The organism is Pseudarthrobacter oxydans (assembly GCF_030812335.1).
Lineage (GTDB): Bacteria > Actinomycetota > Actinomycetes > Actinomycetales > Micrococcaceae > Arthrobacter > Arthrobacter oxydans_B.
The window spans coordinates 137,101-150,947 of the sequence record NZ_JAUSSN010000006.1 but is presented as its reverse complement, the minus strand read 5'-3'; the positions used below and the strand labels follow the sequence as shown (position 1 = coordinate 150,947).

General features: G+C 58.5%; 9 protein-coding genes and 2 pseudogenes. 3 read left to right on the top strand and 8 right to left on the bottom strand.

Annotated features, from left to right (window positions below):
* Positions 1-227: 227 nt before the first annotated feature.
* Positions 228-1,379 carry a hypothetical protein gene (locus tag J2W14_RS11705; RefSeq protein ID WP_307462571.1) on the bottom strand — a complete coding sequence of 384 codons (1,152 nt, stop codon included), beginning with the start codon at positions 1,377-1,379 and terminating at the stop codon, positions 228-230.
* Positions 1,380-2,173: 794 nt separating this feature from the next.
* On the opposite strand from J2W14_RS11705, the gene J2W14_RS11700 reads away from it, so the two are divergent.
* Positions 2,174-2,515 (top strand): nucleotide pyrophosphohydrolase, encoded by a 342-nt coding sequence (locus tag J2W14_RS11700; protein WP_307462569.1) that lies wholly within the window; start codon positions 2,174-2,176, stop codon positions 2,513-2,515.
* A 10-nt stretch (positions 2,516-2,525) separates the two neighbouring features.
* Positions 2,526-3,671 (top strand): MrcB family domain-containing protein, encoded by a 1,146-nt coding sequence (locus J2W14_RS11695; protein WP_307462568.1) that lies wholly within the window; start codon positions 2,526-2,528, stop codon positions 3,669-3,671.
* A 119-nt stretch (positions 3,672-3,790) separates the two neighbouring features.
* Here the strand turns inward: J2W14_RS11695 and J2W14_RS11690 are convergent, their stop codons facing one another.
* The 6 genes and pseudogenes from J2W14_RS11690 to J2W14_RS11665 form a co-directional block, all read right to left on the bottom strand.
* The gene (locus J2W14_RS11690; protein WP_307462567.1) at positions 3,791-4,582 is read right to left on the bottom strand and encodes a hypothetical protein; all 792 of its coding nucleotides are present in this window, start codon (positions 4,580-4,582) and stop codon (positions 3,791-3,793) included.
* A 96-nt stretch (positions 4,583-4,678) separates the two neighbouring features.
* Complete coding sequence (locus J2W14_RS11685; RefSeq protein WP_307462565.1) at positions 4,679-6,664, bottom strand: DUF6804 family protein; 1,986 nt, start codon at positions 6,662-6,664, stop codon at positions 4,679-4,681.
* A gap of 295 nt (positions 6,665-6,959) precedes the next feature.
* Positions 6,960-8,936: an SIR2 family protein gene (locus J2W14_RS11680; protein WP_307462564.1), complete on the bottom strand. Its 1,977-nt coding sequence runs from the start codon at positions 8,934-8,936 to the stop codon at positions 6,960-6,962.
* A gap of 687 nt (positions 8,937-9,623) precedes the next feature.
* Positions 9,624-10,163 (bottom strand): hypothetical protein, encoded by a 540-nt coding sequence (locus J2W14_RS11675; RefSeq protein WP_307462562.1) that lies wholly within the window; start codon positions 10,161-10,163, stop codon positions 9,624-9,626.
* Positions 10,164-10,197: 34 nt separating this feature from the next.
* Entirely contained in the window at positions 10,198-10,491 is a 294-nt protein-coding gene (locus tag J2W14_RS11670; protein ID WP_307462560.1) for a hypothetical protein, read from the bottom strand.
* 248 nt (positions 10,492-10,739) lie between these two features.
* Positions 10,740-10,826 (bottom strand): annotated as a pseudogene (locus J2W14_RS11665) (transcription initiation protein); the annotation flags it as partial.
* A gap of 85 nt (positions 10,827-10,911) precedes the next feature.
* Here J2W14_RS11665 and J2W14_RS11660 point away from each other — a divergent pair.
* A pseudogene (locus J2W14_RS11660) lies at positions 10,912-11,092 on the top strand (integrase core domain-containing protein); the annotation flags it as partial.
* A 16-nt stretch (positions 11,093-11,108) separates the two neighbouring features.
* On the opposite strand, the gene J2W14_RS11655 reads toward J2W14_RS11660, so the two are convergent.
* On the bottom strand, positions 11,109-13,103 hold the full coding sequence (locus J2W14_RS11655) for a hypothetical protein (RefSeq protein WP_307462558.1): 1,995 nt from the start codon (positions 13,101-13,103) through the stop codon (positions 11,109-11,111).
* Positions 13,104-13,847 lie beyond the last annotated feature (744 nt).

Here is a 13,847-nt window from a genome sequence, read left to right as displayed (position 1 = left end):
CTGACCTGCCACGCACAGCCCGGACACGCAGTCGGCCTTGGCTTCGGACTGGCCGCACCCGACAGGGACCCCGACGTTGGGAGCTCATCGGAAATACCCATCCATGCCGAACAGCAGTAGTTATCAGTCTTTAGATTGGTCCTTAGGATTAGTTCTCCGCCTGACTGCTGCGAAACGAAAGCTCCGGAAAGCAGCTCCTATAGGAGGGGGATGTGCTCTGTTAGGTTCTAATCGGCCGGTTTGTAATGCACCTCAGCCAGCTGTCTTGCTAAGACTGAGAGCCGACTGATTTCCTGGGACATGTGGCCGAGACTTGTGTCTGCGTCAAACTGAATACGGGCACCGAACATGCAGGAACCGGAAATCCGTGCCTGTGCTTCGCCAAAGCCGATTCCGACCCATCTCGGAACGCCGGCAGCCCGCATTTGAGCGATCCCGGCTTTCTCATGCTCGGCTTTTCGGTTCGGAGAGTTTCGAACCCAGTCATCCCTGGCTGCCGCCATCGTCGGCCACAGCGCTTGGAGGTAGTTCCAGTCGAATCCATCGGACGAGCTGACGCTTCCCTGCCACAGCATGACTTTCGCCGAGGGGCCTAGAGCTTTGTGACGATTGGACGCTCGGTGGATCGCGGGGTAGTTCCGGACGGGCAGGCTTTCCTCGATTTCAACTTTAATCCAGTATCCGGGAACGGCTGTTTCGGCCCAAAGCGAAAGGACCCAACTTATGCCAGCGCTAGAACCGGTCAGCCCGGCCGTGTTTCTAGCATCGCGACCCAACTGACCGAACAGCCAAGACATACGGGCGCGCATAGCAACAACAAAGTCCTCCCCCTCAGTTAGGGCGTTCCAGACTGTATCCGTTCCGACCCGAGGCAACCTTGCAGCCATATGGTCTAGCCAGGATTTCGCCGCAAGCGTGACCCACTCGCTTTCACTTTCGAGATATGCCTCAAGGATCTTTTCCCAAGATATCCCTCGCCAGGGAGGGGTAGCCTCAACATCGACGGCCAATGACGCCGGGAAGACCAACGCATATGCAGTGGCGTTTGGCTCGGCTTCGTAGTAGCGATCCAGTTGCCGGGGACCGATCCCGGCCATGACCTTGGCTTCGAGCACAGCTAAGGTTGCCCCCGCCAGTTTCAGGATCACGTCGGGGCGATTGGCCGCGTTCAGGGACAGCTCGCGGTGGACGACTACTTGTTCAGGATCGACGTCTAGCCCCAGAACGCGGCAGATCGGACCTGCGTCGGTGGACACGAGAACTGCTAGCATGTCCGACCATCGATTTTCGGAGTTCAGCGGCAGGGCAAACCCAATCTTGACGCCACTGCCGGCGGGGCTGGACTCCACCTCGGCCGAGCGCTGCATTGTCGATTCCATAAAAGTCCTCCACGGGGTCAAACTTAAGACGAGCTGCTAACAATCATCTTGGCGTAGACATGACCAACTTGGATATCATTGGTGACGCCTAAAGGTCATACCTTGCGGACTGATGGTTTTCTTCCGAATATTGCAATCTGGGTTCTTCGCAGACACGCACTACCCGCCGCATGGTGACCACGGTTGCGAAATGCTGCAGTGCATCTTCATACGCACTGTAATACGGTTCGCGCTTCTCGCCGAGTAATCTGTCTTGCTACTTCTGATACTGAGATTCCTGAAGTTCGATTTGGGAGTGGATGCCCTGGTTACTTGCGCGCGGGAAAGCCGCCGCCAATGAGGGCCTCCATGGACCCAACCATGGCCGGTAATAACACGTCAGAGAGTGCCTTTCGACGCATACGACGCATCACAGTGAGCTTCTTGCTTTCAACGTGCGGGTTTCTTTAATGTGCATATCGCCGGTCAGATTCACCGCATAACGCCAAAGCTTCTGGGAGAAAGCTGGAGTACGAGGGGCAGGGGCAGATTGCCTTAGGAGCCCTTTGAAGACCGCTAAGGTAGCGGCAGGATGTCATGGGAAGGTGGGGAGCGCTGGAAGATAGGGCGCCGCTCTAACACTTTTGTGGGACAGAACGCCTACATTTAGATGAAACCATCGCCTACGTGACCGGCGCCCAAGAAGATGCGGCCCTACCTGGCACGCTGTGCGATAACGCCAGCATCCGCGATAGTTCGGACGTCCCCGCCACGGATTTAGCCGAACGACGTCCCATCGAAGGAGTGATGAATCAGTGACTAGCGATTTTGACGACCTTGTCCTCGCACTTGAGCAGTTTAAAGAGGAACGAGATTGGGGGCAGTTTCATACCCCGAAAAATCTTGCATTGGCTATATGCGGTGAGGCAGGTGAGCTTGCTTCGGAACTTCAATGGGTTGGCCCCGAGGAACTGTCCGATAACACTGTGGACAGGGCTATGGAAGAGGCCGCCGATGTCCTGCTATACCTGATTAGCTTCTCTCGATCCGTAAATCGTGACTTGCTCGCCGCTGCCTTCGCAAAATTGGAGAAAAATGGGCGGAACTACCCTGTGGACAAGTCACGCGGCACCTCGGCGAAGTACAACCAACTATGAGGACCGGTTCGTGAATCTGACGCAAGCGTTGAAAATCAGCGCCACACACTCTTATGACCGCCTATCTCCGTTGGGCGTCAAACAACCTATATTCGCTTCTCTGAACGATTTCAAAATAGCCTTGGAAGATGCAGTCCCGGAGGGCTACCGAGTAAAGGTTAGCCGCGGCGTTGGCGCCCTTCCAATTGGTCTCTGGGTAGCAATTCTAAATGAAGAGGTCACGGTCACTCCGACCGAAGGGCTATACATTGTCTACCTTTTCGATGAAGGCCGGCAGCACGTTTCCCTCAGCCTGAACCAGGGCGTAACTAAGGCGGGAGATCGAGCAAAGCTCCTGCCGATTTCGGCGAATCAAATGCTCCGCAATGAGGCGTCCGAACTTCGGACACTGTTGCCGGCACAGTCCACTGCAGGCCTATCTGCAACTGTCAGCCTAGGAGCAGGCAATATGCTCCGTGCCTACGAGGCCGGAAACGTATTTGCCAAGACGTGGACGCTCACTGGCCTGCCAGAAGAAGCCGAATTCAGTGCCACGCTAGATCTGTTCATAGATCTATACGATGCCGCTGTCGCCGCCAAGGAGAATGCGCTCACACACACTCCGGGAAGATTCGCCACCCCCGCCCGTGGCGAACGGGAACCTGCCCGTCGGCCCGTTTTCGCTCCGAAGTCCAGCGAAGATTATGTGGTAGCGGCGAAGTCCTACGTAGAACCTCAACGCCGGCAAAGAAAGCACGAACAGCTAGTCAAGGATTTCGGAGAGTTTGCGCAGGCTCGGGGACTGGTCCCGGCAACGAATCATCACCCCATCGATTTGTTGCTTCTGAATGGTACTGCGGAGTTCATCGTGGAAGTAAAGATACTCAACGATAGACACCCAGCCGGCGGCGTCCGCGAATCAATTGGCCAACTCTTCGAATACCGAAAATTCCTAAGATCACAGGCTCCGGATACGCCACTGGTGGCTGTCTATGACTGGTACCCCAACGAAGCTTTCACTGATCTGCTGGAAATGCTAGGAATTGCTGTGTGCTGGCGGACACCTTCCGGATTCGCCGGGACAGACAGGGCCGCTGATCTAGGAATTGTGGACAGGCTGGTGACCCCCCGACAGGATCGACTCGAAACCGTCACCGCACTGGAGATCGCTACATAACACGTGCAACCAAGTCAGGCACGACGGGCCGCCACAACGGGGAGTCTTGCGCTCCCCCAAAGCGGGAGGGCTCTTTATAGACGTGCGGCGTCCGGGTCCTCGGAAGTGAATACTCCGAATTACCCGGTCCTAGTAGGGCTCCCCGATACATCTTTCTCTGTCTTTTCCCGACCAGTCCCTAGCTTGGCAAGGAACTCATTTGTCAAGGATCCCTTGCCGTAAAGCGGGATTCTGTCCTTGGCTGGTCCACGGACGCCCCACCTAGCTCGCTCTTCGGAAGAAAGATCTTCAGCGCGCACCTCGCTAACTAGCCCGAGCGACACTAGCGTGTTCAGCAGGGTGGTAATCGTCCCCGACAAGTTGAATCGGTCTTTGAGCTCCCCCCGCTTCCACAGTCGCGCTCGCCCCTCGCCTCGGTACTCAGGATCCTCTTCGCACATGGCGAGAACAATTCGGACGTGCGCCGCTTCTACTTGCGAAAAGATACTGATCCATACCCCAGAATCGTCAATAAGCGAGTCGTCCCTTGTTAGATCGCCTAGCGCCCGCCCCAAGGCCCTCACCTTGTCATCGAGAACAGTCCGGCGAGCCGCGTCACACGCAGCCACGAAGGGCAGAAGTCGTTCCGGCGCCGATGTAACCACTTCGACGAAGTCATCGAGGCTCATTCCAGCTTCGGCCGTTGCCTCTTTCAACATCAGGTTGACGTTTCTCTCCTGATGTTCTTGAAGCTTAGTTCCTACACCCTTCAGGGCTGCGGCGCCGGCAGCAAACACGGGGGACCCAGCTGGAATAGCAAGACTGAGAAGTGCAACTGTCCCATCGATGGCCGAATCCATGAGCACCTTCGATGTTCCTTCAGCCCCAAGCATGTGGGGGGAGGTCCCGTCGGGATCGTTTTCGTCTTCCATCGGATCAGCCTAGCGTCCGAAGTCCGCCCAACTCGCGCGCGTTGTGACGCCCAGGTAAAAATGTGGACCACCCGAAACCACGACCAGGCGACTTTCTTAGAACGACGCCTTGTCCTTGTGGGTTGCCGGCCGTGAGGCGCGCAGTTTCCTCCCCGCTGTTGCGAAGATAGCCGCGCCCACCAGGTCGGGGAGAATCCAAAATTCCCTCGTCGCAATGACCGGAATGAGAGGGTTGAAGAGCAGCGCCACGCCCGTAAACACAACGGTCCACCCGCCCCGGCGCTGGCCACTGGCCACGACGCACGTCCAGATCGCCATAGAAGTGACAGCCCAGCGCAGCACGACGTAGAACTCGTACTGGGCACCCATGAAGCCTAGGAAGAGGAAAAGGCCGCCAACAACGGCAGGTATGACGGCCGGGTACACCGTGATCAGGGGAACGCCTTCCAGATCCTTCTCCGTGAAACCGGGTGCGGGAGGATTCCTCTCAGAATCGTGGATATAGGCATTGAATTCAACGGGCTCTACGTGTGCCGAGGGCGCTGCCGCGGCCGGGGGGACTGTTCGTTCCGCCGGAGCTGATGCCGGGTCAGGGCGGCGGAGGGGTGTCGACTGCACCGACTTGTCATGCGCGTGGGACCACACGGGTGGCTTTTGACCGTTTTCGATGCTGCGAACAAATTCTTCGGCTTCACCAACCGCGGGTTGCGGCGGCGGCCACTGCGATTCGTCGGCATGAATGATGAACTCCCCGAGCGCTTCGCGAAGGTCCGATTGGTCGACTTCCGGGTTTTCTACGGGAACCGCGTCCCAAGCGTCGCCCGTGGCGAAGTTCCCGTCACGCCAGACGCACCCGCCGTCCTTGCTCCTGAGCCAGCCCACAACGTCCGAAACGTTTACGACCAGAACGTACTCAGGGACTCCTCCGATATAGATGCGGGAAATGCCGCGGTGAACAACGTCGGAATACTCCTCGGTGACGATATCTAGGGCGACGGCCATGAGTCGCTCCTGCAGGTCCATGGAACTATTCCCCTCGGTAAGGCCGGTTACCTCGTTTGAGTCGCCCACGAGTTCGCCGTCGTGCTCCGAGGCGTCATCCTCAGGATCGTGGTCTTCGGCGTGAGTGGCCTCTAGGGCTTTCCGGGCTTCATAGTCCTCAGTGGACGATTGCCAAACTCGCTGCTGGGTATCATCCAGCGGCGGAAATTCCGACTCGAACTCAGGAAGCCCAAGATCCTCCAGCCGCTCATCCTCGAATTGCTCTGCAAGTTGTATGTATGCCGTCACCCAGAGGCGTGACAGCAGTCCGCTCAACTCTGTCGAGTCATCCCAGGCGTCGCCAACTAGGCCAGCGCTCCGAGCGAGAAGTTCGAGCAGTGTTTGATCGTCTCGGGACAGCCCAACGTATTCTGCATAGAGCACAGCGACCGCCAGAAGATTGAGGGCTTGTGACGTTTCGCGGCCCTCAAGGAATGACTCAAATTCGTCAATGAGTCGCGGATCTTCAAAGCTACCTTCGCTCTCTGCAAAGCCCGGGCTGCCTGGCCGGGTCGGGATGCCTTCTGTCCCGGGGGCTCTGGCGACGAGTCCCTCGTCAGCAAACCCTTGCTCAACCTGATTCGCGAGGGCAGCAAAGCCAAACACGGCCTGTTCATCTGATGGATCGTCCAAGTAGCCATCGAGGGCTCTGTAGAACTTAGCGACAGCGCCTGCGTTTGATGCAAGTGGGTGGAACCATGCCAGTTGATGCCAGGCGTCGATCCACCCTCGGCGTCGCGCCATTGAAGCTCCCACCTCCGGTGCGAGGGCATAAGCCAAAGGCACGGCTGCATCAACTATGAGGCGTAATGCAGCCACTTCGAAGTCTGGGTCGCGGCGTATATCAGCACCCTCAGCACGGATAATTCCCGTCCTGGCCAAATGCAGCAGCTGGAGGCGTTCGGTCTGCGCCGGGGTGTGCGCCGCAGCTAGAGCCGCCACTGCCAGCAGGTCCAAGGCGCACTCAGTGTCACCGGAGCTTAAGGTTCGAGCGAATTTCTCGTGGATAAGCTCCAGCGGTCTGCTTTGCGGTGTGCCCATGCGGAAAGCATAGGGCGACAACTACCCCAGGTCGTTATGTTTCTCCCTCGGGGTCTTGGCCAGCCCTATCCCCATCAAACGAGGCCGAATTGAACATTTCGGCCCGCCTGACACATTTGCCCACCCAGATGTCCAAGCCGTCACCAGACACATCGTGATTCATGCTTGACCTGCTTCATTATGTCCCGTCTGCTTCCACGGACTTTTGTCATGTGACAGGGATGCGGATAGACGCCAACCAGTTCGGCGGCCTATCTCCCTTAGTCTGGAGCCAGCGGGCGCGTCGGCTGTGCGCTTAGCTCGCAGCCGGACTCAGGTCGCCGATCCGGAAGTTGTCCGGCACTGTGCCGCTTCGGCCAGGCATGCTGGCCATCGCGACGTCGTATCCAATCCTGCCGATACTCACGTCGACGGCACTGAATAGGGCTCTGAGATCTGCTGAACGGCCTCCACCGAATCCGGCTCGAACGAGAGGGTGCAGGTCAAGTTCCCGGGCGAGCTCGTTCAGCAGCTTTTGCCCAGTTGCGGATCTGAATACTTCGATCTGCAAATTTTGAACGGTGAGGTAGGGCCGCAGCACCATGACCTTGTCGGCCAGGCTGCCTATTCGCCGGCCATGGTTCTGGTTAGCCCGGTGGAGGGCACTCTGCGCGCCATCGTGTTCGTCTAGATCGTTGCCGCCATCGGCGGCATCCATACGTTCTTGGGCTGAATTAAGTTGTTCCTCAGCGGCTGTCGCAAGGCCGATCAGTTGGGCAGACTGCGGGTCACCGTAAGTGGATTCCACAAGTCGGAGGAACTCGAACGTCTCCCATGAGTCCTCGAAATTTCGCTGACCGACAGCGAGATGCTGAACAAAAAGGGACGACAACGTGCTGTAGATTCTGCGGCCAGGAGCGGATTCGCGGTTCCCATACACTGCTTCGGGTGCCAGCAGGGAACACAGACCGAGCTCCCTCCCATTTTGATCGTTGACACGTAAATTCAGGAGATCCCGCACTAAATCGAATCTGCCAGCAGCTGACGCTGCAACTCCGGCGGCGTAAAAAAATTTAAGGGCGCACACCCGTTGAAGCCTTCGGACCTGTGGGTCACCGCTTCCTCGTGTCTCAATTGCGAAGCGCGCGATTTCACGTTTCCACCATTGATCAGTTTTTGCGCTCCCCCAGTAGGCTGCCGTTGCAATCAAAGCGCTGGAAACGACTGTTGCTTCCTCAACTCGGGCCAGCATGCCGTCGTACCCGCCATCCGTAGACTCGGTGCCCGTCTGGCTCAGAAGCAGATCTTTGTGTTGGTGGAGTCGATCGAATTCCTGCTGGAGATGGTCATGAAGACCTATGGCAGTTGTTCGTCCTGAGAGAAACCGTTTGGCGGTCCCCACAGCTGTGGCCGCGACCAAGGGATCTCTTGATTCCCTGTCCCTCAAGGCATCAACCGCGTCCGCCAACCGGCCCAGTGCCGTATCGGCGTCGGAGGTGATCTTGACGGCGTCGATGGAAGACCTCAGCTCATTTGCTATTGCGCTGAGCTCTCCGGGTTCTACCCAGTACGGTGTGTAAATCCGGCGGGAGCTTCTAGAGAGAGCGCGAACTAGGGCGGGATCATAAGCCGCCGACCATCCGACCAAGAGCAGGCCATGGTCAAACGTGATTCTGTCCAGGAATGCGTCAACGTTCTTGGGGTACGTAGACAGCTCTGTTTTGGTATTAAGCATGGCAGTAGGGTTTAGGTAATCGCCGTGCAGGTGTACGACCAAGGCCTGCATGGTGTGAACCGGTGGCAACCCGTCAATGTCCGATGGATAGCTCACTACGACAGGCTCCACGCCTTCATCTCTGAGGGCCGTTTCCATTAGCCGATCAAAGTTGAGTGTCAGGATGACGCGCAGGGCGCCACCCGCGACGAGGCGCGCGATCGCTCGATGTGCTTGCGTCGGTTTCTTGTGTTGCAGTTCACGTTCGACCTCGGATGGTTCGAAAAACCCCCGCAGGAGCTGCTGACGCTCGTTTTGACTTGGCGCCAACCGCTCCAGCACGCCTTCGTAAGAAGGGAGTTCCCCATACTTCGTTTCGTACCATGCGAAGGGATCGCTGGCGGTCTCCCCCTCAATGCTCGCGAGCTTTTGCAGTAACTCCTCCTGGACCCCCCAGGCGGAAGGAACACCGCTGGGAATCGAAACGCCAGCGCCTAGCACACAGGCGTAGGATCCCGGCGTCGAATACAACGAAAAGGCCAAGCTGATGAGCTGATCAAAGGGCGTCCGCGGCTGCAATGGGATGTTCTCCTTGGTATGTGCACTGGCGTACTCACTTTAGCGGGGGAATTCCTGGCGAAGCAGACGATGCGCTGGGGGCGGTGCCAGTCGCCGCGGCATTTGCAGAGGCCGGAGTACTATTTCTGAACAACTGCTATTGGGCCCCTACACAGTAATCACAACGATCCCAGACCCAGCATCGATGATGCCCTCGCTGATATTGCGTGGTGAAGCACCGATCGACACGATGCCCAGTCTCGTTAACAGGACCAGCGGTGAACTCGAGCGTGCGAACTCGCGGGCCTACCATGGAGGATCAGCGACACATGAAATTGCCGGGCTACCGTCCATGGCACTAGGTGTGCGATGCCGGGCGGGGGCACTACAAGGTGTGGAACCTGCGCGAGGGCCCCCACGGTTCCCCTGTCTTTGGGAGATTCGCCGACTCCAACGACCGGGCCTATCAACAACCGAGCTCCTGCTGCATGTGGCCTCCCGCCAAGCGACATTGTCCGAGGCAGGACGTCATCTCGGCGCAGTCTGAGGACACTGGCCTGCCCCATGACAAGCAAGATGCACTGATTCGCACGCTTTAGCCCTCCCCCGTCCGCGCCCTGCCGCGCCTTCCGATTGACGGGCCGCCAGCGACCTATGCATCATCCGCGGGCTGTGGCGCGCTCTGAATCAAAGTCGGTGTCCCCACGTCTATGCAGAGGACCCGCCGACAAATGGAACCGCTGGGGCAGCTGCTCGGTGATGAGACGGCTGCGCGGGACTGCGTTGATCTCCGAGCATTCGATTTACGTCGTTCAGCGCCCGAGTGAGAGTCTCAGAATCGTCAATCCAAGTAGTTTCGACGACACCTTGGTTTGGATAGATACTTGTTTGCGGATGAAGGTTCCGCTCCAAATAGACAGCCCGTCGTTCAAAGCCTGAAAATTGGTCCAGAGTAACGTCCAGGAACCAGCCGTCCAACTCAAGCCAGGTATGGGAATCGCCATCGGGAAAGTTATTTCCGTGGCGATGAACCCATCCACCGAGTCCGGCTTCCGCAAGTACCCGCTGCAGTATTGCCGAAGTCCATTTGCAGGCCCCGCCTGGGAAGTAACGAAACCCCGCGTAATCGTCCTTATTCTTCAGCGCGATTACACACTGGCGAACGGCCCATGCCGTTTCCGCTACTAATTGCACGTTCCGATCATTCATGCCTTCATTATCGAGCCGGATTGCGAAAACCGCAGTCACGCCGTCCAAAGTATTCGAACCTGGCTGCCAGAGATCAGCGCCGGTCGAGAACGGACCGCGGCCCTGCTGGGGCAGACTGAACGCGCACGGGAATCGCGTCGATCTTGACTAACGCCCGGTGCGCCGCCACGACGAGCATAATGACACCTACAAAGCCAGCTATTAAACCGAAGACTGCTAGGCCAATGAACACCGCATTCAGGCCGCTGTCGCTTTTTGAAGCGGCAGACCACGTCCCGAAAGTTGTCCCGATAAAGGTGAGCAGCGGGCCGCAAAAAATGAGAGAAATACCGGCCACGAAAATCCCGGCTGAACGTTTGAACTGCATAATTCCCCCTGACTAGCACGAGTGACTTCGTAAGGCTACAGCCGACGTCGAGCCCTCTCCCAGTGGAACACGCCGCCGGTGGCCCGCACCCATGAAGGCCGGAGCCCGCTGTATAACTTGCCGTCTGGGCGTGCCACTATCCCGCAGGTACCCGGATCGATGGCATTGAGCCACGCCGTCCAATGGAAATGGAATCAGTCCCGAACAATCCAGGCGGAGTGCTTATAGGTCAAAGTGGCCATCCTCGCAGCGTGGGATTCGGCGGAGACGATCGGGAACTCCTCGTCGGTGAGCACCATGGCTTCGCTCGGGAAGGAGATGAGGTATTTGGTCATGTCTCGATGGTGCCCCGCTGGCGGGCCGGATAGCGACGGGTTGTGGATAATTGAAGGCAACCATTCGGCCCCTCTGGGAGCATGCCGGAATGGGAGAGTCGAAGGCCTCAACCGCACCCTGCAAACTGAATGGGCATACCGGCAGATCTTCTACCCCAACCAAGACTGCCACGACGCACTTGCACCCTGGCTTCGACGACTGCAACAATCGACGACGCCACTCAGCACTCGGAACCCAACCCCGGATTAGCCGACTGTCACCAACGTCCCTGCCGAGTACATCTAGGCCTCCGTGTCAACGCGGGCGATGCTCCGTCCGAGCGCTTCGACCTTGGCCGCGACCAGCCCCGGTGCGTCGATCAGGCGATAAGTTATGGATCGCCCTACGCCCCCCGTCGTGCGGTTGACGGAGGCGATCAGTGGGTGTTCGAGCAGCTGCAGTACTTCCTCAATGTCCTTGGTCGAGGGCCGCGGGTCGATCTCATCCCTGACGATGAGGTAGATCTGTTCAGCTGACAGGGCACCGTGGGTCACCTCATCCGCTTCACGGGCTTCTTGCGCGAGCACCGCGACCACTTGAGAGAGCAGCATAATCCGTCGCTCGGCAAGGGACCACCCACCTTCAAGGTCCTTCCGCGCCCCGGGTCGAGAATCCACCAGACTCAGGAACGTTGAGGCTGACCTCGGCGTGGTTTCGTACCGGCGGAGTACCCGGCTGAGTTCTTCAACGGTGATGAGCGCAACGCCGTTCTGTTCGGCTCGTGCGCGGACACGGCCGCCATCGAAACTGGGCCCGACCAATGCTACGAAGTCGGCGTGGTGCTTCTCCTTGTGCTCCGAGAGAGCATCGAAGGAGACCGCGCCTTCATTTACGATCCCGCTGCGAGCGGCCTTCGCATCCAGAATGACCCGCACCGGCCTCCCCTCCGAATCTTCGACCGTGGCGAGCACATCCGTCTTGCCTCCGCCCCCGATGTGCCGCGCCGCGAATCCCAAGTACGAGAAGGCATCCGCAACAGCCTTTTCCAAACGGACGGGGGCATCACCTGCGACGGCCGCTTCCTCGAGCTCGCGCGTGAGCTTCGCCGCCAACGACGGGCGGGAATCGGTCGCTTGCTCGTCCACGCCGATGGAATCATCGTCCTCGTCCAAGGCACTCTGCAGGGGGACTTCGAGCGCGATGCGCTCTCCCAACGGTGTTGGCTGGTACCTCCAGTTAGCACGCTCCGAGATAAGACCTGCCGCTTTAAGGAGCTGCATGCGAGTTCGGATGCCTCCAACATCTACCCTGGTCATTCCGTAGTGCTCGTACGCCGCGCGGGCGAGATCCGGTGCCTTGTCGAACTCTGCCAACAGCGGGATGATTTCCAGAACGAATAAGCATCTTCGGTGCAGGATTAGCACAAGGTCAAGGGTGCTCTGGGACTCGAGCCAAGCGGTGGCTGGTCCCGACGGGGAGTAGATGTTGAACCCCGTCTGCTCGAGCAGACCGGACTTGTTAAGTGTTGTCATTACGGCGCTGAAGGAACTTTCTGAGACTCCGAAGGTTACTTGCGCGAAGGTAAGCAGGTCAGCTCTTGAGATGCGAGGAGATGCCGCGTTGACCAGGAGGTAAAGCGACTGGACGAGGTCGGTTTCACCGTTCCCGCGGGGGATATATCCGAGGGCAGGGTTTCTGCCCGCGAGGACTTCCGGCATCAGGTCCTTTATGAGTTCTGCTATCGGTTGAGGCGGCTCGGGAACGGCCACTGCTGGCGCTGTCCGAGCCATTCGCTCGGGACCCCCCAGTTGCAGACCAGGCACCATTTCCCGGCCGGCGTCGGTCAACCCCACGAGCGTGTTCGTTTTGTACTCCGTCAGCCCTATGACTGACAACCAGGTGACCCGCCTTCGGACCTGATCCAGAGTTGTCCATTGCAGCTGATACTCGGTCGCCGCCACGTTCGTCAGCTCACGCACAGTCTTGGCCCCATCCTCGAGCGCGTGCAGGAGTTCGCCGACGAACCGCACGTGACGGTGGAAGATCGCGAGCAGATCACGAGGGTCGCGTGAGGACAGCCAACGCCGCGCCTCCTCCGATAGTGCCTGGTGGTCTCGGTCTAGAGAGGTGATGAGTCCTGCTGGAGCGATCTGCTTCAGCGCGTCTCGAAGCACTCGTTGTACTCCATCGCCCAAGTCGACGGTGGCGGTAACCAGCCCTTCATTGGCATCGACAGCCGACAACAACGTCTCCAAGGTCTGGATCTGGTTCTTGCCACCGCCTGGCATGTAGGGCATCGCCAGGATCCTCGAAGCCCACGGGAGCGGGACAATCGTCGGCCGCCTGCCATTAGTAGGGTGTTCATCGCTCAATGGAGCGGCTGTTTCCTCAGTCAACTCGGCTGCGCCTTTCGGTATTCAGTGAGAATCGGGGGACCATGAGGGCCTCAGCCGTCTTTTCCACGCACGCCATCCTCATGCGGCCAAGGGCGACGCACGCCACTCGTCCCGTACGGTTTTCAAGCGATTGTGTGCCGGGCTTGCCCGTGGTTGGTGAGCCAGCACATTTTCCTATGGCGGCAGTTCAGCCCTACCGGTCCAGTGGCCAAGCAATACGTTTACAGCCCTCGCTTCTTGCTCTGTCATTCGAGCCATGAGGACAACCGTAGAGCGCCAGGTCCAACATCGGAAGCGTTCCCTCTCCCGTGCAACCAAACGTCGTCAGGGTTGTCTGACGGCCGGGCCTAGCCCCCTTCATCAGCAGCTTCCAAGCCTGCCCGCCTGGCGTGTTCACGTCCATTTGGAATTGCAGTCCCGTTACCCCCGACCCTGCTGAGGCCCGGGACCCGCAGCCGGTTCCTCAGCTCCATGGGCTCTTCTCAGGGCCGGCTTCGACGCACAAGATTTCTGCCAGCGGGCATCGCCCGATTGCGTCCGGCTCGTGAGACAGAGCGCGGAGCAGTATTCGAACGTATGTTCCATAATTGTCCAGTGATCAAGAGTGGTACTCCGGAAGACACGGAGCGGATGTTGGCTCGGATG

Bases quoted from the DNA above. Each gene is read 5' to 3' on its own strand.
- J2W14_RS11685 (WP_307462565.1), bottom strand. From the start codon at position 6,664: ATGGGCACACCGCAAAGCAGACCGCTGGAGCTTATCCACGAGAAATTC.
- J2W14_RS11690 (WP_307462567.1), bottom strand. From the start codon at position 4,582: ATGGAAGACGAAAACGATCCCGACGGGACCTCCCCCCACATGCTTGGG.
- J2W14_RS11705 (WP_307462571.1), bottom strand. From the start codon at position 1,379: ATGGAATCGACAATGCAGCGCTCGGCCGAGGTGGAGTCCAGCCCCGCC.
- J2W14_RS11655 (WP_307462558.1), bottom strand. From the start codon at position 13,103: ATGCCCTACATGCCAGGCGGTGGCAAGAACCAGATCCAGACCTTGGAG.
- J2W14_RS11670 (WP_307462560.1), bottom strand. From the start codon at position 10,491: ATGCAGTTCAAACGTTCAGCCGGGATTTTCGTGGCCGGTATTTCTCTC.